Annotated in this window: 20 protein-coding genes; 16 read left to right on the top strand and 4 right to left on the bottom strand. The window is 64.7% G+C overall.

All coding sequences use genetic code 11. The annotated features are described in order from the left end of the window. Positions 1 to 24: 24 nt before the first annotated feature. From SOM28_RS06690 to SOM28_RS06680, 3 genes are read right to left on the bottom strand one after another with little or no spacing between them, the layout of a single operon-like run. A complete protein-coding gene (locus SOM28_RS06690) occupies positions 25 to 666 on the bottom strand; it encodes a hypothetical protein (RefSeq protein WP_320467634.1) in 642 nt (213 codons plus the stop codon). Between the two features lie 20 nt (positions 667 to 686). Then, the gene (locus SOM28_RS06685; RefSeq protein WP_320467633.1) at positions 687 to 1,271 is read right to left on the bottom strand and encodes a hypothetical protein; all 585 of its coding nucleotides are present in this window, start codon (positions 1,269 to 1,271) and stop codon (positions 687 to 689) included. A 16-nt stretch (positions 1,272 to 1,287) separates the two neighbouring features. After that, positions 1,288 to 1,449: a hypothetical protein gene (locus SOM28_RS06680; protein WP_320467632.1), complete on the bottom strand. Its 162-nt coding sequence runs from the start codon at positions 1,447 to 1,449 to the stop codon at positions 1,288 to 1,290. Positions 1,450 to 1,512: 63 nt separating this feature from the next. On the opposite strand from SOM28_RS06680, the gene SOM28_RS06675 reads away from it, so the two are divergent. From SOM28_RS06675 to SOM28_RS06665, 3 genes are all read left to right on the top strand, one after another. After that, positions 1,513 to 2,214, top strand: a complete 702-nt coding sequence (locus SOM28_RS06675) for an HAD family hydrolase (protein ID WP_123071722.1) — start codon at positions 1,513 to 1,515, stop codon at positions 2,212 to 2,214. A 116-nt stretch (positions 2,215 to 2,330) separates the two neighbouring features. Further along, positions 2,331 to 3,359, top strand: coding sequence for a heat-inducible transcriptional repressor HrcA (hrcA, locus tag SOM28_RS06670; protein WP_123071721.1), 1,029 nt, complete (start codon positions 2,331 to 2,333; stop codon positions 3,357 to 3,359). A 151-nt stretch (positions 3,360 to 3,510) separates the two neighbouring features. Next, a complete protein-coding gene (locus SOM28_RS06665; RefSeq protein ID WP_320467631.1) occupies positions 3,511 to 5,712 on the top strand; it encodes a TonB-dependent siderophore receptor in 2,202 nt (733 codons plus the stop codon). A gap of 84 nt (positions 5,713 to 5,796) precedes the next feature. Here SOM28_RS06665 and fur read toward each other — a convergent pair whose 3' ends face one another. Further along, the gene (fur, locus tag SOM28_RS06660) at positions 5,797 to 6,228 is read right to left on the bottom strand and encodes a ferric iron uptake transcriptional regulator (protein ID WP_123071719.1); all 432 of its coding nucleotides are present in this window, start codon (positions 6,226 to 6,228) and stop codon (positions 5,797 to 5,799) included. A gap of 79 nt (positions 6,229 to 6,307) precedes the next feature. Between fur and SOM28_RS06655 the strand changes: the two genes are divergently transcribed. From SOM28_RS06655 to SOM28_RS06595, 13 genes are all read left to right on the top strand, one after another. After that, positions 6,308 to 6,913: an outer membrane protein assembly factor BamE gene (locus tag SOM28_RS06655; RefSeq protein ID WP_183407546.1), complete on the top strand. Its 606-nt coding sequence runs from the start codon at positions 6,308 to 6,310 to the stop codon at positions 6,911 to 6,913. 10 nt (positions 6,914 to 6,923) lie between these two features. After that, positions 6,924 to 7,733 (top strand): 4-hydroxy-tetrahydrodipicolinate reductase, encoded by an 810-nt coding sequence (dapB, locus tag SOM28_RS06650; protein ID WP_123071717.1) that lies wholly within the window; start codon positions 6,924 to 6,926, stop codon positions 7,731 to 7,733. Positions 7,734 to 7,735: 2 nt separating this feature from the next. Beyond that, complete coding sequence (locus tag SOM28_RS06645; protein WP_123071716.1) at positions 7,736 to 8,062, top strand: barstar family protein; 327 nt, start codon at positions 7,736 to 7,738, stop codon at positions 8,060 to 8,062. Between the two features lie 201 nt (positions 8,063 to 8,263). Further along, on the top strand, positions 8,264 to 10,906 hold the full coding sequence (leuS, locus tag SOM28_RS06640; protein WP_320467630.1) for a leucine--tRNA ligase: 2,643 nt from the start codon (positions 8,264 to 8,266) through the stop codon (positions 10,904 to 10,906). Positions 10,907 to 10,914: 8 nt separating this feature from the next. After that, the gene (locus tag SOM28_RS06635; protein ID WP_123069771.1) at positions 10,915 to 11,424 is read left to right on the top strand and encodes an LPS-assembly lipoprotein LptE; all 510 of its coding nucleotides are present in this window, start codon (positions 10,915 to 10,917) and stop codon (positions 11,422 to 11,424) included. 14 nt (positions 11,425 to 11,438) lie between these two features. Further along, a complete protein-coding gene (gene holA / locus SOM28_RS06630) occupies positions 11,439 to 12,452 on the top strand; it encodes a DNA polymerase III subunit delta (protein WP_123069770.1) in 1,014 nt (337 codons plus the stop codon). A 71-nt stretch (positions 12,453 to 12,523) separates the two neighbouring features. Beyond that, positions 12,524 to 13,789 carry a glutamate-5-semialdehyde dehydrogenase gene (locus SOM28_RS06625; RefSeq protein ID WP_123069769.1) on the top strand — a complete coding sequence of 422 codons (1,266 nt, stop codon included), beginning with the start codon at positions 12,524 to 12,526 and terminating at the stop codon, positions 13,787 to 13,789. An 18-nt stretch (positions 13,790 to 13,807) separates the two neighbouring features. Beyond that, entirely contained in the window at positions 13,808 to 14,221 is a 414-nt protein-coding gene (locus SOM28_RS06620; RefSeq protein WP_123069768.1) for a CopD family protein, read from the top strand. A 248-nt stretch (positions 14,222 to 14,469) separates the two neighbouring features. Next, the gene (locus SOM28_RS06615) at positions 14,470 to 15,672 is read left to right on the top strand and encodes a THUMP domain-containing class I SAM-dependent RNA methyltransferase (RefSeq protein WP_414675154.1); all 1,203 of its coding nucleotides are present in this window, start codon (positions 14,470 to 14,472) and stop codon (positions 15,670 to 15,672) included. 12 nt (positions 15,673 to 15,684) lie between these two features. Then, a complete protein-coding gene (locus SOM28_RS06610; RefSeq protein ID WP_123070506.1) occupies positions 15,685 to 16,974 on the top strand; it encodes a multidrug effflux MFS transporter in 1,290 nt (429 codons plus the stop codon). 188 nt (positions 16,975 to 17,162) lie between these two features. Beyond that, positions 17,163 to 17,564, top strand: a complete 402-nt coding sequence (locus tag SOM28_RS06605; protein WP_320467629.1) for a VOC family protein — start codon at positions 17,163 to 17,165, stop codon at positions 17,562 to 17,564. 4 nt (positions 17,565 to 17,568) lie between these two features. Then, positions 17,569 to 17,916 carry a nuclear transport factor 2 family protein gene (locus SOM28_RS06600; protein ID WP_320467628.1) on the top strand — a complete coding sequence of 116 codons (348 nt, stop codon included), beginning with the start codon at positions 17,569 to 17,571 and terminating at the stop codon, positions 17,914 to 17,916. Between the two features lie 358 nt (positions 17,917 to 18,274). Continuing rightward, positions 18,275 to 20,446: an HDOD domain-containing protein gene (locus SOM28_RS06595; protein WP_320467627.1), complete on the top strand. Its 2,172-nt coding sequence runs from the start codon at positions 18,275 to 18,277 to the stop codon at positions 20,444 to 20,446. Positions 20,447 to 20,453 lie beyond the last annotated feature (7 nt).

Below are 20,453 nucleotides of genomic sequence, written 5' to 3'. Positions count from 1 at the left end.
GACATAAGAATTGTGTATATCTGATCAGCTCGGTGCGGCCACGCAAGTGACGTTGATGTTGCTGACGTTCGCCGCGCCCATGGTGCCGGTGGCGTTCGCGATGGTGCACACCTGACCGGTTGGCTGGGTCAGAATGGTCACGCCGTAGGTCGTACCGAAGAGCACTGGTCCGGCAAAAGTGAACGTGATCGGCGTCGTAACCCCCGCGGCCGGCTTGCCGACCGTGATGGTGCCGCCAGTACTGCCGTTGGCCAGCACCAGGCCGTCCGCGGTCAGGCCGCTGATCGTACCGCCGATCGAATAGGGATCGACCGCGCATGCGAAGGTGATGGCGATTTCCGCCAGGCGCCCGGCGGTATCGTTGAAGTTCGGGATGGTCTGGAAAGGCGTGTCACATTTCTGATTGCTCGGGAAGCTCTTGAACTGGACATTGTAGACATCGCCATACTCGAGCTTGTTCGGGAATTCGAAACTGACAGGGTCGCCAGTCCTGGCCGGCGGTGCAACGGCGATTTCCATGCCATTGGTGGTCAGGACGGCGCCCGGGTAGACGATGCCGGTGATCGTGCCTTTGACAACGAACTCGGCTTTGTCGCTACCGCCACAGCCGGCCAGGCCCGCGGCCAGCGCCAGCGCGAGCGCCGGACGGATCAGGGAAGACTTCATGCGTAACGCTCCAGGGAAAATTAAGGGGTGCAGGTGACGCTTACGTTGCTGATGTCGGCCTGGCGGGCGGTGCCGCTGCCATTGCTGACGGTGCAGGTCTGGTCGGCAGGCTGGCGCAGGATCGACACGCCATAAGGCGAGTCTTCAGCCACGTTGGCCATCTTGAACGACGTGGCGCCCGCCTGGAGCGTCACATTGTCCGAGCCATTGACCAAGACCAATTCGCCCTTCAGGTTGCCAATGGTGCCGGACAGCCCGCGGAAATTGGGTGTACAAGTCACGTAAACGTTATAGACGTGGTATCCCGCACGGCCGCCGGCGTTTTCGATCTTGCAATCGCTGACGTTCGACGGCCTGGACTTGATTTCGACGTTATAACGGTCGTCGGTCGAGATCAGGTTGTCGAAAGCCCAACGACCCGCGCCGGTACCATCGGCCGGCGGCGTGATTGCCTTTTCCTGACCGCCATTGGTCAATACCAGGCCGGCCTTGGTCACGCCGGCGAAACTGCCGCCCAGCTCCAATTGGCCATCGCTGCCGCCGCAGGCAGACAGTGCGACCGCGCAGGCCAGCGCCGCGCCGGCACGCAGGTAGGAACTCTTCATAACATCTCCAAAAAATCTAGCGGGAAAGCGCAGCTTGCGCGGTGAGAATGGAAAAATCGCTCAACATTTTAGTCCATTTGGCAAGCAGCTGGTCCATTTCGGGCGCATTTGGTTTTGTATCTTGGTGTAACCATAATTCAACAAAGGCAATATTCCAGGGCGCGAACGGCGTGCGCATTGCATTCGGACTGGCGCATCGCTATGCTTGGGGCGCACCTTTTTACCCCTAGTCTGGAAGCCGATGACCCGCCAACCCTGGCCGAAAGCCGTCCTGTTCGACCTCGACGATACCCTGTGGCCGATCGCGCCCGTGATCCTGGAAGCCGAAAAACTGTTGTATGCCTGGCTCGGCGAGCACGCGCCGCGGGTGGCCGAACGCTTCACGATCGACAGCCTGCGCGCGGCGCGCCTCGAACTGCTGGCCGCGCGCCCCGAGTTCGGGATCGATCTGGGCGCGCTGCGCCATGCCGGCCTGGTCGCGGCCTTCGAACAGGTGGGCGAGGATCCGGGCAAGGCCGAGCTGGCGATGACGGTGTTCTTTGCCGCCCGCAATGCCGTGACGCCCTACGAAGATGTCGTGCCCGGGCTCGAGCGCCTGAAACGCCATGCGCTGGTCGGCTCGGTCACCAATGGCGTGGCCGACCTGCAGACCATCGGCCTGGCCCACCACTTCCAGGCCTCGGTAGCGGCGCGCGAGTTCGGCCGCGCCAAGCCCGACCCCGGCATCTTCCTGGCCGGCTGCGCCGCCCTTGGCGTCGAACCCGGCGAGACCCTGTACGTGGGCGATGACCTATTGCTGGACGTGCAGGGCGCCCAGCGCGCCGGCCTGCGCGCGGCCTGGATGAACCGCACCGGCAAGGTCAACGAACTCGCCCACGAAGTCCGGCCCGACGTCGAAGTGGCCAGCCTCGACGCGCTGCTCGATTGGCTCGAATCGCTGTAAAGACGCAGACAAGAGCGTTGGACATGCGTCACAGCAAGCCTTGCGCTGGCCGTGCCACGTCCCAACCTGCCTATAATGCACACACTAAATACGAGCATCGAACGTTTCCTGGAATCATGCAACTCGACCAACGCGCCCACACCCTGCTCAAAGCCCTCGTCGAACGGTATATCGCCGACGGCCAACCGGTAGGCTCGCGTGCGCTGTCCAAGCTGCCCGGCCTGGAGTTGTCGCCGGCCACCATCCGCAACGTCATGGCCGACCTCGAGGAGATGGGCTTCGTCGCCAGCCCGCATACCTCGGCCGGTCGCATCCCGACCCCGCGCGGCTACCGCGTGTTCGTCGACACCCTGCTGACGGTGGGGCCGATCGACGACAAGACGGTCGATGCCGAGCGCATGCGTTTGCCGCAGCCCCTGTCCAACCTGCAACCGCAGAAACTGATCGCCAACGCGGCGCAGATGCTGTCCTCGCTGTCGCAATTCGCCGGCGTGGTGCAGAGCCCGCGCCGCGAGTCGGTCTTCCAGCAGATCGAATTCCTGCGCCTGGGCGAAAAGCGCATCCTGCTCGTGATCGTCGATCCGCGCGGCGACGTCCAGAACCGGCTGCTGCTGCTCGATCAGGATTATTCTCCGTCGCAACTGACCCAGTCGGCCAACTACCTGAACCAGAACTTCGCCGGCCTGTCCTTCGACGCGGTGCGCAAGCGCCTGAGCGGCGAGCTGCAGCAATTGCGCGACGATATGGGCCGCCTGATGCAGGCGGCGGTCGAGGCCGGCAGCGAAGCGATGGCCGAGGGCGACGACATGGTCATCGCCGGCGAGCGCAACCTGCTGTCGGTGTCCGACCTGTCGTCCAATATGAGCTCGTTGCGCCAGATGTTCGAGATGTTCGAGCAAAAGACTGGCTTGATGCAATTGCTCGACGTCTCGAGCAAGGCCGGCGGCGTGCAGATCTTCATCGGCGGCGAATCGAAGCTGGTGCCGATGGACGAGATGAGCGTGGTGACGGCGCCGTATGCGGTCGACGGCCGCATCGTCGGCACCCTGGGCGTGATCGGCCCGACCCGCATGGCCTACGAAAGGGTGATCCCGATCGTCGACATCACGGCCAAGCTGCTGTCGAACGCCCTCAGTCACTCCTGAATCGCGAAAACTTAAGCCAGTGCAAGGCTGGCAACCCTCTCGCCACAATTTGACATAGTTTTGGAAATGCAAATGAGTATGATTCTCAATTGCATTGAGCCGGAGCATTCCGGCTTGTCCACAGAACAGTCAAATAACAGGAACACGAGGGATGAAACTGATACGCATGACGCCGCTGGCCGCGGCAATCGGACTGGCGCTCGTCGGGTTGCCGGCGGTGGCCCAACAGTCCCCCGGCGATGCGCCGATGCAGCAGGTGCACATCGTTGGCACCGCCGAACAGGAACTGAAGCAGGCGATCGGCGTCTCGGTCATCACCTCGGAAGACATCGAAGCGCGTCCGCCAGCGAACGACCTGGCCGAGCTGATCCGCACCATGCCGGGCGTGAACCTCACCGGCAACAGTGCCAGCGGCCAATACGGCAACAACCGCCAGATCGACCTGCGCGGCATGGGCCCGGAAAACACCTTGATCCTGGTCGACGGCAAGCCGGTCAGCTCGCGCAATTCGGTGCGCATGGGCCGCAGCGGCGAGCGCAACACGCGCGGCGACACCAACTGGGTGCCGGCCGAGGCGGTCGAGCGCATCGAGGTGCTGCGCGGCCCGGCGGCGGCGCGCTACGGTTCCGGCGCCGCCGGCGGCGTGATCAACATCATCACCAAGGCGCCGGGCGACTATCTGACCGGTTCGGTCACCGCCTATGCGCTGGCGCCCGAGCACAGCGAGGAGGGCGGCAGCAAGCGGCTCGGCTTCAACCTGTCCGGCCCGCTGGCCGGCAAGCTCTCGTTCCGCGTGTTCGGCAACGTCAACAAGACCGACGCCGACGCGCTGGCGCTGAACGCCACGCCGGACAACACCGCCAACGGCGCGATCCCGCCGGCCGGCCGCGAAGGCGTGCGCAACCGCGACATCGGCGGCCTGCTGCGCTGGGACTTCCTGCCCGACCAGGTGCTCGAGTTCGAGTCCAACTTCAGCCGCCAGGGCAATATCTACGCCGGCGACCGGGCCGTGAATGCGGCCGGCTTCCCGATCCTGGGAGAGCTGGCCAATGCGGCCGCCGAGACCAACGTCATGCTGCGCCGCAGCGCCGCGCTGACCCACCGCGGCAAGTGGGGCGCCACCACCTCGCGCCTGTGGCTGACCTATGAAGGCACCGACAATACCCGCATGAACGAAGGCCTGGCGGGCGGGCCGGAGGGCAGCATCAGCGATCCGACCAAACGCTCGACGTCGGAGCTGGAAACCTATGGGGCCAACGGCGAGATCCATACGCCGCTCAACTTCGGTGGGGTGGCGCAGATGCTCACCGCCGGCTTCGAGGCGCGCAAGGAAAAGCTCGACGATCCGTATTCGATGACGCAGGCGGCCACCGCGATTCCCGGCATGCCGGCCGGCAGCCGCGATGGCCGTTCGAGCGCCGAAACCTATGCCGTCTACGTCGAAGACAATATCGGCGTGAATACCGCATTCACCCTGACCCCGGGCCTGCGCTTCGACAAGCACAGCCAGTTCGGCACCAACTGGAGCCCGAGCCTGAACGCCTCGTATGCCTTGAGTCCCACCTTGACCTTGCGCGGCGGCGTGGCGCGTGCCTTCAAGGCGCCGAACCTGTACCAGTCGAATCCGAACTACCTGTATTACACGCGCGGCAACGGCTGCCCGGTCAACAACCCGAACCTGGGCGGCGGCTGCTATGTGCGCGGCAACGAACAGCTGGCGCCGGAGACCTCGGTCAACAAGGAAATCGGCATCGCCTGGAAGGACCGCGGCCATGAGGCCAGCCTGGCCTACTTCCACAACGACTACAAGAACAAGATCACCGGCGGCATGGATCATCTGCTCGGCAACACCTCGGCCAATGGCCGCCTGTTCCAGTGGGAGAACTCGCCGAAGGCGGTGGTGCAGGGCGTCGAGGGCAACCTGACGATCCCGTTCGGTCCGCGCCTGAAGCTGACCAACAACCTGACCTATATGATCGAGAACGAGAACAAGACCAATGGCGAGCCGCTGTCGGTCATTCCCGAATACACGCTGAACTCGACCCTGGACTGGAAGGTCAATGCCAGGCTGACGACGCTGCTGACGGTGTCATATTACGGCAAGCAGGAGCCGCGGCGCCTGACCGGCACCGGCGGCCAGGCCAGCGGCGAGGCGCTCAACACGCTGGCGCCGTATGCCGTGGTGGGCGCCAACGTCGGCTATGCCTTCACGCCGAAGCTGTACCTGCGCACCGGCATCAACAACCTGTTCGACGAACGCCTGTTCCGGCGCAGCACCAATGGCAGCACGGGCGCCGAGTCGTACAACGAACCGGGGCGCGCGCTGTTCGTGAACCTGACCGCCTCGTTCTGACGACGCTTAGATAGAGAAAGGGCGCATGGGATGGTTCCCATGCGCCCTTTACTTGTTTTTACACCGGCCGTGCCGGCTGCAAGATTACTCCGGCTTGCCGATGCCCCGGCATTGCGGGCAGCTGCCATAGATCGCCAGCGCATGCTCGACGATCGTAAAGCCGTGCTGTTCGGCGATCATCTGCTGGCGCTTCTCGATCTCGTCGTCATAGAACTCTTCGACGCGGCCGCAGGTGACGCACACCAGGTGGTCGTGGTGGGAACCGGCGTTGAGCTCATAGATGGCCTTGCCGGTCTCGAAATGGTTACGGTTGAGCAGGCCAGCCTGCTCGAACTGGGTCAATACGCGGTAGACGGTCGCGAGGCCCACGTCCATATTGTCAGCAAGAAGGATCTTGTAAACATCTTCCGCCGTCAGATGCCGTACGGAGCTGTTCTGGAAGATTTCCAGGATTTTCAGTCGTGGCAGCGTGGCCTTGAGGCCGCTCGCCTTCAGGTCAGTCGGGTTGTTACTCATGTTTGTCACTCGAATATTGGCGGAGTGCTTTATGATATAGCGTTTTGGACGCTCCCGCTCGAACGTATTGAGGTTAACTATGCCTGTCAAACAAGCCGTATTCCATCGATTCTCCGCCAAAGCGGCTCTGGCGGCGGGTCTCGCCTGCACCTTGACGCTGTCCGGCTGCGCATCCTGGCGCAACCAGACGCGTCCGGCGCCGCCGGTGGCAACGGATGCGGCCGCCAGTGCGTCCGACGCGGAAAAGTCGGCCGCCATCGCCAATGCCGGCGCCCAGACCGTCCAGGCCTCGCGCCTGCAGCGCTTCCTGTGGATCTTCTCGCCCTACCGCCCAGACATCCAGCAAGGCAACTTCGTCTCGCAAGAGATGCTCAACCAGCTCAAGGCTGGCCAGACTCGCGACCAGGTGCGCTTCCTGCTCGGTTCGCCGCTGCTGATGGATGCCTTCCATGCCGACCGCTGGGATTACCCGTTCTACCTGGCACGCGGCAATGGCGAGCTGACCACCAGCCGCGTGACCGTGTTCTTCAAGGACGATGTGGTCGAGCGTTTCGAGGGCGGCAACCTGCCGAGCGAGCGCGAGTACATCGACCGCATCGCCGGACCGTCGAAGGGCAGCAAGGATCATCCTGACCGACGCCCGGTAGAGCCGGCCAAGGTCAATGCGCCTGCAACGCAGCAATAAGGAGGCGAGCATGACGATGTTGAATATCGCCGTCGCCGGCGCCAGCGGCCGCATGGGCCGCATGCTGATCGAAGCCATCCAGTACGCACCCGATGCGCGCCTGGCCGGTGCGCTCGACTTGCCGGGTTCTCCTTTCATCGGCCAGGACGCGGGCGCCTTCGCCGGCTTCCTGACCGGCGTGATGATCGAGGATAGCCTCAAGCACGGCTTGCACAATGCCGACGTGCTGATCGACTTCACGCGCCCCGAAGGCACCCTGCAGCACCTGGAATACTGCGCCGCCAACGGCAAGCAGATGGTGATCGGCACCACCGGCTTCGACGAGGCCGGCAAGGCCGCGATCCGCGCCGCCGGTGAAAAAATCGGCGTCGTGTTCGCCCCGAACATGAGCGTGGGCGTGAACGTCACGCTCAAGCTGCTCGAAATGGCCGCCAAGAGTTTTTCGGAAGGCTATGACATCGAGATCGTCGAGGCGCACCACCGCCACAAGGTCGATGCGCCGTCCGGCACCGCGCTGAGGATGGGCGAAGTGATCGCCGACGCCATCGGCCGCGACCTGAAGGAATGCGCCGTCTATGGCCGCGAAGGCGTCACCGGCGAGCGCGATCCGTCGACCATTGGCTTCGCCACCGTGCGCGGCGGCGATGTGGTGGGCGACCATACCGTGATGTTCCTCGGCACCGGCGAGCGCATCGAGATCAGCCACAAGTCGAGCAGCCGCGTGACCTATGCCCACGGCTCGCTGCGCGCGGCGCGCTTCCTGGCGGACAAGGCCAACGGCCTGTTCGACATGCAGGACGTGCTGGGACTGAAGGGTTGATCATGGCGGTGGCAGAACTGAACGGCGCCGTCATTGTCGATGAGGCATCGTTCCACCAGCAGAGCCGCGAGGCCTTCGGTTTCCCGGCCTCGTACGCGGACAGCATCGACGCCTGGGTCGACTGCATGAGCTATCTGCGGGACGACGAGAACATGACCAAGTTCCGCCTGAAAGCGGATGAAGTGCTGGAAATCGTCATCCTCGAGGCCGACAAAATGAAGGCGGCGGCGCCGGAGCTGCTCGAAGAGCTGAGCTATTGCGTCGGCGGCATCAACGAGCGCTATGAGGATTACGGCGAAAAGCCGGCGCTGGAGCTGATCCTGCGCTGAATCCCGGAGATACGTTGTCATCCGTAGGGTGGACGGCTCTGCCGTCCACGCGGTGATCGTTATCCCCTCCGATTTCGCGCCGAATGATCTTGCTGCTAACCATCACCGCGTGGACGGCGCAGCCGTCCACCCTACGCCGCAGTGCAAAATTGAACGGGTTATAATGACCGGTTCCACATCCCACCTTACGTCTGCAGAATCATGCAAGAAAAATATAGTCCAGCCGAAGTAGAACAAGCCGCCCAGGCCTACTGGAAATCGATCGACGCCTATAAGGCCGTCGAAAACGATCCTCGTTTCCCAAAAGGCAAGTATTACGCCTGCTCGATGCTGCCTTACCCATCGGGCAAGCTGCACATGGGTCACGTGCGCAACTATACGATCAACGACGTGATGTACCGCTACCTGCGGATGAACGGCTATAACGTCCTGATGCCGATGGGTTGGGATGCGTTCGGCATGCCTGCCGAAAACGCGGCGATGGCCAACAACGTGCCGCCGGCCGAATGGACGTATTCGAACATCGCCCACATGCGTGGCCAGATGGAGTCGATGGGCCTGGCGATCGACTGGTCGCGCGAGATGACCGCCTGCAAGCCGGACTACTACAAGTGGAACCAGTGGATGTTCCTCAAGATGCTCGAGAAGGGCATCATCTACCAGAAGACCGGCACCGTGAACTGGGACCCGGTCGACCAGACCGTGCTGGCCAACGAACAGGTCGTGGACGGCCGCGGCTGGCGTTCGGGCGCGCTGATCGAGAAGCGCGAGATCCCGATGTACTACGTGCGCATCACCGACTACGCCGACGAGCTGCTCGACCACGTCGACAACAAGCTGCCGGGCTGGCCGGAGCGCGTGCGCACCATGCAGGCCAACTGGATCGGCAAGTCGACCGGCGTGCGCTTCGCCTTCCCGCACAGCGTAAAAGACGATAACGGCGACGCGATCGGCGACGGCAAGCTGTATGTCTTCACCACCCGCGCCGACACCATCATGGGCGTGACCTTCTGCGCCGTGGCGCCGGAACACGCGCTGGCCCAGCACGCGGCCCGCAACAACCCGGCCCTGCAGGAATTCATCGCCGAGTGCAAGATGGGTTCCGTGATCGAAGCCGATATGGCGACCATGGAGAAGAAGGGCATGCCGACGGGCCTCTTCGTCACTCATCCGGTCACGCAAGAACAGATTCCGGTCTGGGTCGGCAACTACGTCCTGATCACCTATGGCGACGGCGCCGTGATGGGCGTGCCGGCGCACGACGAGCGCGACTTCGGCTTCGCAAAAAAATACAACCTGCCGATCAAGCAGGTGGTGGCGGTCGAAGGCCAGGAATTCTCGCTCGACGCCTGGCAGGAGTGGTACGGCGACAAGGAAGCTGGCCGCACCATCAACTCGGGCAAGTACGATGGCCTCGATTACACCTCGGCCGTGAACGCGGTCGCCGGTGAACTGGCCGAACAAGGCCTGGGCGAAAAGAAAACCACCTTCCGCCTGCGCGACTGGGGCATCTCGCGCCAGCGCTACTGGGGCACCCCGGTGCCGATGATCCACTGCGGCGACTGCGGCATCGTGCCGGTGCCGGAAGCCGACCTGCCGGTCGTGCTGCCCGAGCACCTGGTCCCGGACGGCACCGGCAATCCGCTGAACAAGGACGAAGCGTTCTTGACATGCGACTGCCCGAAATGCGGCAAGCCGGCGCGCCGCGAGACCGACACGATGGACACCTTCATCGATTCGTCGTGGTACTACATGCGCTATACCTCGCCGGGTTCGAACGAGGCGATGGTCGACGCCCGCAACGATTACTGGATGCCGATGGACCAGTACATCGGCGGCATCGAGCACGCCGTCATGCACCTGCTGTACGCGCGCTTCTGGACCAAGGTGATGCGCGACTTCGGCCTGGTGAAGTTCGACGAGCCATTCGTGAACCTGCTCACGCAGGGCATGGTGCTCAACGAGACCTATTACCGCGAAGACGCGTCGAGCAAGAAGACCTGGTTCAACCCGGCCGACGTCGATCTGACGTTCGACGACAAGGGCCGTCCGCAGAGCGCGACCCTGCGCGCCGACGGCCAGCCGGTGGAAATCGGCGGCACCGAGAAGATGTCGAAGTCGAAGAACAACGGCATCGACCCGCAAGCCCAGATCGAGCAGTACGGCGCCGACACCGCGCGCCTGTTCACGATGTTCGCTTCGCCGCCGGAACAGACCCTGGAATGGTCGAACAGCGGCGTCGAAGGCGCCAGCCGCTTCCTGCGCCGCGTGTGGGCCTTCGGCTATGCGCAGCGTGAACGCATCGCCGCCAGCTTCAATGGCGAAGCGCAAGGCACGCTGAACGACGACCAGAAGACCCTGCGCCGCGAAGTGCACAAGGTGCTGCAGCAGGCCGACTACGACCTCAAGCGCATCCAGTACAACACCGTGGTCTCGGCCTGCATGAAGATGCTCAACACGCTGGAGTCCGCGAAGCTGGACGACTCGGCGGCCTCGAACGCGATCATTGCCGAAGGCTTCTCGATCTTCCTGCGCTTGCTGAACCCGGTCGCGCCGCACATCACCCATGCGCTGTGGCAGGAACTGGGCTTTGCCACCGCCCATGGCGACATCCTGAACGCCGCCTGGCCGCAAGTCGATCCGGCCGCGCTGGAGCAGTCCGAGATCGAGATGATGATCCAGGTGAACGGCAAGCTGCGTGGTTCGGTCAAGGTGGCGAAGGAGGCCGACAAGGCCGCCATCGAAGCCGCTGCCCTGGCTTCCGAGGCGGTGCAGAAGTTCATCGAAGGCACGCCGAAGAAGGTCATCGTGGTGCCGGGCAAACTCGTCAACATCGTGGTGTAAGGATCAATATGTCGAACAAGACCCTGGTGCGTGCGCTGGCGGCGCTCTTGATGGCAGGCGTGCTGGCCGGTTGCGGCTTCCAGCTGCGCGGCAGCGACGGCCAGTACAACCTGCCGTTCCAGAGCATCTGGCTGTCGTTCGGCGAAGCGTCGCCGCTGGGCACGGAGCTCAAGCGCAATCTGCGCGCGGGCGACACCGTGCGCATCGAGACCGACGCCTCGAAGGCCCAGGCCCTGTTCGACGTGATCAGCGAAACGCGCGGCAAATCGATCCTGTCGCTCAACAGCCTGGGCCGGGTGCGCGAGTACTCGCTCAGCTACACCCTGGTGTTCCAGGTACGCGACGCCAACAACCGCCAGTTGCTGGCGCCGACCGAGATCACCCTGCGCCGCAACATCGCCTTCGACGAATCGCAGGTGCTGGCCAAGGAATCGGAAGAAGCGCTGCTGTACCGCGACATGCAGTCCGACCTGGTGCAGCAGATCCTGCGTCGCCTGGCGGCGATCAAGCCGGCGTGAGGAAGTAAGCGACGATGCAGTTGCGGCTCGAGGCACTCGACGGCCATCTGGGCAAGGGACTTGCTCCCTTGTACGTGATCACCAGCGACGAGCACCTGCTCGCGCTGGAAGCGGCCGACCGGATCCGCAAGACGGCGCGCGCGCAGGGGTACACCGAGCGCGACGTGCTGACGGTCGAGCGCAGTTTCAAGTGGGGCGAACTGCTGGCCGCCAACCAGGCGCTGTCGCTGTTCGGCGACAAGAAGCTGATCGAGCTGCGCATCCCGACCGGCAAACCGGGCAAGGACGGCAGCGCCGCGCTGCAGAGCTACGCGAAAGACCTCAGCCCCGACAACCTCACCCTGATCACGCTGCCGAAGCTGGACTGGCAGACCGCCAAGTCGTCGTGGGTGACGGCGCTGCAGCAGTCGGCGGTCTATATCGAGATCCCGAATGTCGAACGCGCCCACCTGCCGGGCTGGATCGGCCAGCGGCTGTCCAGCCAGGGCCAGAGTGTCGAGCGCCAGAGCCTGGACTTCATCGCCGACCGGGTCGAGGGCAACCTGCTGGCGGCGCACCAGGAAATCCAGAAGCTGGGGCTGCTGTACGAGCCGGGCAAGCTCAGTTTCGAGCAGGTGCACGACGCCGTGCTGAACGTGGCGCGCTACGACGTGTTCAAGCTGTCCGAGGCGATGCTGGGCGGCGACCCGGCGCGCCTGGCGCGCATGCTCGAGGGGTTGAAAGGCGAGGGCGAGGCGCTGCCGCTGGTGCTGTGGGCGGTGTCCGAAGAAATCCGCACGCTGCTAAAATTAAAGACCGGCATGTCGCAGGGCCGCCCGCTGGGCGCGCTGCTGAAGGAATACCGGATCTGGGGACCGCGCGAGCGGATGATGGAACCGGCGCTGCGCCGCGTGTCGCTTGGCACGCTCGAGGCGGCGCTGCAGGACGCGGCGCAGGTCGACCGCATGGTCAAGGGCTTGCGCGCGAAAAGGTTCGCGGGCGACGCGTGGGATGCGATGTTGCAGCTGGCGTTGAAGGTGGCGCGGTAACGTGTCAGCCGACGCGTTCAACGCACACATGCATACCCGTTCCGACCACATACAACGCAACGGGAATCACGATGGACATCACCGCACACATGCACCAACTGGGCCGCCAGGCCAGGGCCGCCTCGCGCGCCATGGCGCGCGCCGACACGGCCACCCGCAACCGCGCCTTGGCCCTGATCGCCGCCGCCATCGAGCGCGATGCCGATAGCCTGCGCGCCGCCAACCAGAAGGACCTGGAAACGGCGCAGGCGGCCGGCCTGGCCCCGGCCCTGATGGACCGCCTGGCCCTGTCGGACAGCGCGATCGCCACCATGGTCGCCGGCCTGCGCCAGATCGCCACCTTGCCCGATCCGGTCGGCGAGATCTCGAACATGAAGGTGCGTCCGAGCGGCATCCAGGTCGGCCAGATGCGCGTGCCGCTGGGCGTGATCGGCATCATCTATGAAGCGCGCCCGAACGTGACGGTCGACGCGGCGGGCCTGTGCATCAAGAGCGGCAACGCCGCCATCCTGCGCGGCGGTTCGGAAGCGATCCACTGCAACCGCGCGCTGGCGACGCTCGTGGCCGAGGGCCTGGCGGGCGCCGGCCTGCCGCAGGACGCCGTGCAGGTGGTCGACACCGTCGACCGCGCCGCCGTTGGCGCCATGATCACGATGCCTGAGTACGTGGACGTGATCGTCCCGCGCGGCGGCAAGGGCCTGATCGCGCGCCTGATGAAGGAAAGCACGGTGCCGATGATCAAGCACCTGGACGGCATCTGCCACGTCTATATCGACGACAAGGCCGACGTCGAGAAGGCGCTGGCGGTCGCGTTCAACGCCAAATGCCACCGCTACGGCACCTGCAACACGATGGAAACCCTGCTGGTCGCGCGCGGGATCGCGCCCACCGTGCTGCCGCGCCTGGCCGCGCTGTATGCGACGCAAGAGGTCGAGCTGCGCGCCGACCCGGAGGCGCGTGAGATCCTGGCCGGCTATCCGCACCTGGCCGCCGCCACCGAGGAAGACTGGACGACCGAATACCTGGCCCCGATCCTGGCGGTGAAGGTGGTGGCCGACATGGATGAGGCGATCGACCATATCACCGCGTACTCGTCGAAGCATACCGAGGCCATCATCACCGAGGACTACACGCGCGCCATGCGCTTCCTGCGCGAAGTAGACTCGGCCTCGGTGATGGTGAACGCCTCGACCCGCTTCGCCGACGGTTTCGAATACGGCCTGGGCGCCGAGATCGGCATCTCGAACGACAAGCTGCATGCGCGCGGCCCGGTCGGTCTGGAAGGACTCACCTCGCTCAAATACGTCGTGTTCGGGCACGGCGAAGTTCGTCAATAATCAATAACAAGGAACCGCATGTATCTCTGGATCAAAGCCCTGCACATCGTCTTCATCGCCTCGTGGTTCGCCGGCCTGTTCTACCTGCCGCGCATCTTCGTGAACCTGGCCCAGGAAACCAACCCGGCCGCGACCGAACGCCTGCTGGGCATGGCGCGCCGCCTGTACCGCTTCACCACGATCCTGATGGTGCCGGCGCTGCTGCTCGGCCTGTACCTGGCGATGATGATCGGCATGAAGCACGGCTGGCTGCATGCGAAGCTGGTGCTGGTGATCCTGGCGATCGGCTACCATCACGCCTGCGGTTCGATCCTGAAAAAATTCGAGCGCGGTGTGAACACGCGTAGCCACAAGTGGTTCCGCTGGTTCAATGAAGTGCCGGTGATCCTGCTGCTGGTGATCGTGATTCTGGCGACGGTAAAGCCGTTTTAAGTCGGCATCGCATGGCGCGCGGGTCTTGTGGCCCGCACCATGTAAACGTCGTCCCCGCGAAGGCGGGGACCCAAGGTGCTTGCTCAGCCACTCAAGCATGAGCTAGTGGTTTAGCGTGCAAACTTGGGTTCCCGCCTTCGCGGGAACGACGTGCGCAAGCAGGTGGCAATAACTATTCCGACGGTCATCCGGCACAACCGGTGACGCGTTATCAACACAGTTTCATCAACGGACAAAGGGTACCCCTCATGGCCTCATATTTTTGCCCATGCCCGCGCGGCATGGAAGCGGCGCTGGCCGAAGAACTGGGCGAGATCGCCCAACTCTCCACCACCTTCAAGGTGCACAACCAGGTGCCCGGCGGCGTGCACTGCTCGGGTTCGATGCAGGACGCCTGGCTGGTCAACCTGCATTCGCGTATCGCCTCGCGCGTGCTGATGCGCATGGGCCAGCGCAGCTACTCCAACGAGAATGACATCTACGACCTGGTGCTCGAGCAGCCCTGGGAAGACTGGTTCGGCCCCGACCACACGATCCGGGTGGACGTCACCGCCGTCAAGTCGCCGCTCAAGAGCCTCGAATTCACCACGCTCAAGATCAAGGACGCGATCTGCGACCGCTTCCGCGACCAGTACGACAAGCGTCCCTCGGTCAACACCCGCGAGCCGGACATGCGCATCGTCGGCTTCCTCGACCAGCGCAACTTCATCATCTACCTCGATACCTCGGGCGAAGCGCTGTTCAAGCGCGGCTGGCGCGAAGAGACGGGCGACGCGCCGCTGCGCGAGAACCTGGCTGCGGGCCTGCTGCGCGTCTCGGGCTGGAAGCCGGGCGTGCCGCTGTTCGATCCGATGTGCGGTTCGGGCACGATCCTGGTCGAGGCGGCCCAGATGGTGCAGGGCATTCCGCCCGGCGCGCGCCGCCGCTTCGCCTTCGAACAATTCGCCGACCACGACCGCCAGGCCTGGGCCGACATGAAGGCCGCGATCAAGCCGAACCCGCTGCCGACCGAGCCGACCATCTTCGGCTCCGACATCTCGGGCGACATGGTCGCCATGACGCGCCATAACCTGAAGGTGGCCGGCATCCTGTTCGACGTGCCGCTCAAGCAGATCGAGGCCCAGCACGTGGTGGCGCCGACCGAACAGGCCGGCATCCTGCTCACCAACCCGCCGTACGGAGAGCGGATCGGCGTGCGCGGCGACAGCACCGTGCCGCAGGACGAGATGGCGCTGGGCTTCTACTCGGCCTTCTCCACCACGCTCAAGCAGCGCTTCGCCGGCTGGACCGCTTATCTGTTCACTGCCGATCTCGGATTGCCCAAGATGCTGCGCCTGAAGGAATCGCGCAAGACGCCGTTCTTCAACGGCGCGCTCGAATGCCGCCTGTTCCGCTTCGACATGGTGGCAGGCTTCAACCGCCGCGAAGAAGCGAAACCAAAGCAGGACTGACCTGGACTGACGATGCTGCCGCCAACCGACCCGCCCGATCTTCCGAAGGACCCCGTCACCCCGGTTCCACTTCCTCCCCCCCACAAGATCGTGATGCTGTCGGCCGGCGGCCTGGCGACCCTGCTGGCGGCCCTGGCGATGCTGGGGCCGTTCTCGATCGACGCCTACCTGCCGGCCTTCCCGCAGATCCAGGCCGAGCTGGCGGCGACCCCGCTCGAGGTGCAGCAGACCCTGACCGCCTACATGCTGGCCTTCGCCGGCATGGTGCTGTGGCATGGCGCGCTGTCGGACGCCTTCGGGCGCCGCAACGTGATCCTGGTGGCGCTGGTGGTGTTCGCGATCGGCACCTTCGGCTGCGCTTCGGCGTCCTCGGTGCACTACCTGTGGGTGTTCCGCATCATGCAGGGCGTGTCGGCGGGGGCCGGCGTGGTGGTGGGACGCGCCATCATCCGCGACCTGTATTCCGACACCGCGGCGGCGCGCCTGCTGTCGATGGTGACGATGATCTTCTCGATCGCGCCGGCCATCGCGCCGGTGGTGGGCGGCTGGATCGTGTTGTGGTTCGACTGGCGCGCGATCTTCCTGGCGCTGTGCATGTACACCGTGCTGCTCGCCTGGTTCTGCTGGAAGCACCTGCCCGAGACCATCCCCAGCACCCAGCGCCAGCCGTTCAACCCGCGTTTCCTGGCCAAGAGTTATGGCGCCATCTTCAGCTCCTTCCTGTTCCACATGAAGGCTGGCGTGACCGCCCTGAACTTCGGCGGCCTGTTCCTGTACATCGCGGCGGCGCCGGTCATGCTGCCCGAAAGCCTGGGCCTGGGGCCGTCGCAATTCGCCTGGCTGTTCGTGCCGACCGTGAGCGGGATCTTCCTCGGTTCGCTGATGGCCAACCGCCTGGCCGGCAGGATGGACTTCGCGCGCCAGATCCGCATCGGCTTTTTCTTCATGCTCGCCGCGGTGACCTTCAACGTGACCTACCACGCCTTCCTGCCGCCGGCGCTGCCGTGGACGGTAGCGCCGATGTTCTTCTTCACCTTCGGCAGTTCGCTGATCGCGCCCGGCGCAACCCTGCTGGCGCTCGACCTGTTCCCGCACATCCGCGGCACCGTGGCCTCGTGCCAGTCCTTCGTCTCGACCCTGTTGGGCGCGATCGTGGCCGGCGTCGTCGCGCCGATGCTGTCGCACTCGGTGCTGGCGCTGGCCGTCGGCCAGATGTTCTTCGTGCTGGTCTCGCTGGCGTTCTGGGACACGGCGCGGCGTCACCGGCGCAAGCTGCGCGCCAGGGGCGAGCACGTGCCGTGATCGGCCAGGGATCCTGCATCGGGCGGCGCCGGTCGGCCCCGCAGGTCCGATCGAGAGAAAAGCAGGAATAGGCAGGATCGAGACAGAATCGGGTGGGTAGGAACAGCGGCGCGCGCTTATCGTGTCGCTACTGGTTTCAACGGTGGACGTACCGCCGTCATGCCCGCATCCCCTGAAAGGACTGTCTCATGCTCGATCACATATTTCTCACAGTGGGCGACACCGCTCGTTCGATCGCCTTTTATGAAAAGGTGCTGCCCATCCTGGGCATCACCAGCCGCCACGACTATGACGGCAAGGACGGCCCGCCGGGCCACGCCGACCTGAAGGGATTCGGAGCGGATGGCCGCATGTTCTTCTGGCTGCGGCAGGGCACGGCCGCACCCGGCGCCGTGCACCTCGGCTTCGTCGCCGATTCGGAGGCGATGGTCGATGCCGCCTGCGCACAGGCGCTGGCGGCCGGCGCGACCGCACTCCATGCGCCCGGGCCGCAGCACCACTACGATCCCCGCTATTACGCGGCCCAGGTCATGGATCCGGACGGTTACAGCGTCGAGTTCGTCTACAAGAGCTGGCAGCATGGGAAGTAATGCCATGGCTCTGGAAAAAGACGACCTGCGCGCGACGGCCGATGCGCTGATCGCGGCAACCAATGCTTTCGATGTCGAGCGCGCCCTGGCCCTGTTCGCGCCGGATGCAACGATCGACGACCCATCCACCGGCCACCGCTTCGATGGCAGTGCCGGCGTACGCGACTATATTGCGCGATACTTCGTCGGCTATCGCACGGTCAGCCGCTTTCTGTCGCTGGAACATGCCGGTGACCGACGTGCGCGCCTGCGGTTGGATTTCACGGGAGATTTCGGCCACGAAGTGGGCGTGCTGGACATCTCGGTCGATCGCCAGGGGCTGATCGCACGCATCGACGCCGACCTTGAGTGATGCTCGGAATCGCTGAGCCGGAAGAATTTGATGCGGCAGCGGGCTGGCTCCAGCCTCGGCATCGTTTTTATGTGAAAAAAAACTTACGGAACTTTGTGCAACAGTCGTATCGATGCAACAAGCATATGTTCGTTTTCCCTCTGCCGTACAGTTAGAACTAATCCTCGGCAAGAGTTATTGGTGTAACTATTGTTCCTGATCAGAAATGTATATATGCTACGATACGTTTTTTACATCCGGAGCAGAGGGCAATTCACTCGCCTGTTCCATTGACTGAAGTGCCAGATGTTGTGGCCGCCCCGGGTAGCGGGCAACGCCATCAACCAACCTTCGACAAGTGGCGGCCGTGCTAGAAAACATGCACCAATCCGACCAGGACATCCGCAATCGTTTGTTGATTGCCCGTCTGCCGGCCATGCCGCAGATCCTGGTCAAGCTGATCGAGCACCTGCAGGCCGACGACCTCGGCATGCCGGAACTCGCTGCCCTGATTGCGAAGGATGCCGGCATGACCGGCAAGCTGCTGGCGGTCGCCAACAGCTCCGCCTACCACCGCCACACGCGCAGCGCCGACCTCGAACAGTCGCTGGTGGCGCTCGGCACCGACATGATCAAGACCCTGGTCATCAGCGATTCGGTGTTCCAGACCTTTAACAGCTTCCCGCATTCGAACAGCACCGACCTGCGCGCGTTCTGGAAGCATTCGCTCAGCGCCGCGGTGCTGGCGCGCGACGTGGCGCGCGCGCTCGACTACGCGCATCCCGAAGAAGCCTACCTGGCCGGCCTGCTGCACAACGTCGGCCGGCTGGCGCTGCTGGCCGCGGCGCCCAAGGAATACGGCTTCAACTTCACCGCGCGCGACGACGACGATTTGTGCGCGGTCGAGCAGCGCACCCTGCAGATCACCCACACCGAAGCCGGCGCCTGGCTGATCGAGCGCTGGCAGCTCGATTCCTTCCTGGCCGACGCGGTGCTGTACCACCACGAACCGAGCGAGCGGCTCGAGTCCAGCCACCCCCTGATCCGCATCGTGCGCCTGGCGCACGTGCTGTCGCATCATGCGGACGATGCGACGATGGTGAGCGAAGCCGGCGTGCTGTGCGGCGTCGACGCCGCACAGGCGGCCAAGCTGGTCGAGAAGGCCGCGCGCCAGGTCGAGCAGGCCGCCGCCCACCTGGGCATCGACCTGGCGGGCGCCGACGACATCCCGAGTCCGCCGGCCTGGGCGCCGCCGCCGCCCGCCGATCCGGTGCAGCAGCGCCTGAACGAGGAAGTGCGCAATATGGTGCTGGTGTCCGAAGTCGGTCAGAGCCTGGCGCGCCAGCAGGGCGAATCCGGCCTGCTGGACGCGATGACGCGCACCGCGCGCATCCTGTTCGATTTCGACAGCGCCGTGGTGCTGCTCGAGAACCCGACCGGCCAGCTGCTTGCCGGCGCCCCGACCTTCGGCGCGCAGCGCATCGCCGAGTTCACGCTGCCGCTGGCGAAAGGCGGCCCGGTCGCGCGCAGCGCGCTGGAACGCCGTCCGGCTTTCGTGCAGCGTGCGCGCCACCACGATCAACTGGGCCTGGCCGAGGAACAGCTGCTGCGCATGCTGGGCACCGACAGCCTGGTGGTGGTGCCGCTGGTCGCCGGTCCGCGCTGCCTGGGCGTGCTGGTCGGCGGCGTGCCGGGCTGGCAGCTGCCGCATTGCCAGCGCCGCGAGCGCTTCATGCAGGCCTTCGGCGCGCAGGCCGCGAGCGCGCTGGAAAACCTGCTGCTCGAACGCGGCCACGCGCGGCGCCAGCTGGCCAGCGTGGCCGAGGAATTCCGCGATGCCTCGCGCCGCGTGATCCACGAAGTGAACAATCCGCTGGCGATCATCAAGAACTACCTCAGTGTCCTGGACGGCAAGCTGGCGCGCCAGGAGCCGGTAGGCGGCGAGCTGTCGATCCTGAATGAAGAGATCGACCGCGTCGGCCAGCTGATCGGCAGCCTGGCCGACCAGCGCACGCCGGACGCCGTTCCGCGTCCGCTCGATGCGGCCAAGGTGGTGGACGACGTGCTGCGCCTGTTCCGCGGTAGCGGCTACGTGCCGGCCACGACCCAGGTCGTGGCGCGCATGGAGGGCGATGGCGCGATCGAGGGCGATCCCGACCTGCTCAAGCAGATCCTGGTCAACCTGGTCAAGAACGCGGTCGAGGCCCTGGGTTCGCGCCCGGCGGGGCGGATCGAGATCGTCAACCGCGGCCATGTGAACCGCGAGCGCAAGGTCTACCTGGAGCTCGTCGTCAGCGACAACGGCCCGGGCCTGTCGCGCGAGGTGCTGGCCAACCTGTTTTCTCCGGTCAGGAGCGCCAAGGACGGCGCCAACGCCGACGGCAACCGCGGCCTGGGCCTGTCGATCGTCCACGGCCTGGTCAAGCAGCTGGACGGCCACATCGCCTGCCGCAGCGGCAGCGCCGGCACTTCCTTTGAAATCCTTCTGCCGGCGTGGTCCGGCGCCGGCGCGGCTCCTGCGCTCCCGGCGCGCGCCCTCGGTTCCGCTTAACCCTCAC

It is taken from the genome of Massilia sp. CFBP9026, from assembly GCF_034045165.1.
GTDB lineage: Bacteria > Pseudomonadota > Gammaproteobacteria > Burkholderiales > Burkholderiaceae_D > Telluria > Telluria arenae.
Note: the sequence above shows the minus strand (reverse complement) of the source record. Positions and strands in the feature narration are given on the sequence as shown.

What these genes read in the sequence shown, in the direction of transcription:
- SOM28_RS06690 (WP_320467634.1), bottom strand. Translation starts at nt 666, where the DNA reads ATGAAGTCTTCCCTGATCCGTCCGGCGCTCGCGCTGGCGCTGGCCGCG.
- SOM28_RS06685 (WP_320467633.1), bottom strand. Translation starts at nt 1,271, where the DNA reads ATGAAGAGTTCCTACCTGCGTGCCGGCGCGGCGCTGGCCTGCGCGGTC.
- SOM28_RS06680 (WP_320467632.1), bottom strand. Translation starts at nt 1,449, where the DNA reads ATGCGCACGCCGTTCGCGCCCTGGAATATTGCCTTTGTTGAATTATGG.
- SOM28_RS06675 (WP_123071722.1), top strand. Translation starts at nt 1,513, where the DNA reads ATGACCCGCCAACCCTGGCCGAAAGCCGTCCTGTTCGACCTCGACGAT.
- hrcA (WP_123071721.1), top strand. Translation starts at nt 2,331, where the DNA reads ATGCAACTCGACCAACGCGCCCACACCCTGCTCAAAGCCCTCGTCGAA.
- SOM28_RS06665 (WP_320467631.1), top strand. Translation starts at nt 3,511, where the DNA reads ATGAAACTGATACGCATGACGCCGCTGGCCGCGGCAATCGGACTGGCG.
- fur (WP_123071719.1), bottom strand. Translation starts at nt 6,228, where the DNA reads ATGAGTAACAACCCGACTGACCTGAAGGCGAGCGGCCTCAAGGCCACG.
- SOM28_RS06655 (WP_183407546.1), top strand. Translation starts at nt 6,308, where the DNA reads ATGCCTGTCAAACAAGCCGTATTCCATCGATTCTCCGCCAAAGCGGCT.
- dapB (WP_123071717.1), top strand. Translation starts at nt 6,924, where the DNA reads ATGACGATGTTGAATATCGCCGTCGCCGGCGCCAGCGGCCGCATGGGC.
- SOM28_RS06645 (WP_123071716.1), top strand. Translation starts at nt 7,736, where the DNA reads ATGGCGGTGGCAGAACTGAACGGCGCCGTCATTGTCGATGAGGCATCG.
- leuS (WP_320467630.1), top strand. Translation starts at nt 8,264, where the DNA reads ATGCAAGAAAAATATAGTCCAGCCGAAGTAGAACAAGCCGCCCAGGCC.
- SOM28_RS06635 (WP_123069771.1), top strand. Translation starts at nt 10,915, where the DNA reads ATGTCGAACAAGACCCTGGTGCGTGCGCTGGCGGCGCTCTTGATGGCA.
- holA (WP_123069770.1), top strand. Translation starts at nt 11,439, where the DNA reads ATGCAGTTGCGGCTCGAGGCACTCGACGGCCATCTGGGCAAGGGACTT.
- SOM28_RS06625 (WP_123069769.1), top strand. Translation starts at nt 12,524, where the DNA reads ATGGACATCACCGCACACATGCACCAACTGGGCCGCCAGGCCAGGGCC.
- SOM28_RS06620 (WP_123069768.1), top strand. Translation starts at nt 13,808, where the DNA reads ATGTATCTCTGGATCAAAGCCCTGCACATCGTCTTCATCGCCTCGTGG.
- SOM28_RS06615 (WP_414675154.1), top strand. Translation starts at nt 14,470, where the DNA reads ATGGCCTCATATTTTTGCCCATGCCCGCGCGGCATGGAAGCGGCGCTG.
- SOM28_RS06610 (WP_123070506.1), top strand. Translation starts at nt 15,685, where the DNA reads ATGCTGCCGCCAACCGACCCGCCCGATCTTCCGAAGGACCCCGTCACC.
- SOM28_RS06605 (WP_320467629.1), top strand. Translation starts at nt 17,163, where the DNA reads ATGCTCGATCACATATTTCTCACAGTGGGCGACACCGCTCGTTCGATC.
- SOM28_RS06600 (WP_320467628.1), top strand. Translation starts at nt 17,569, where the DNA reads ATGGCTCTGGAAAAAGACGACCTGCGCGCGACGGCCGATGCGCTGATC.
- SOM28_RS06595 (WP_320467627.1), top strand. Translation starts at nt 18,275, where the DNA reads ATGCACCAATCCGACCAGGACATCCGCAATCGTTTGTTGATTGCCCGT.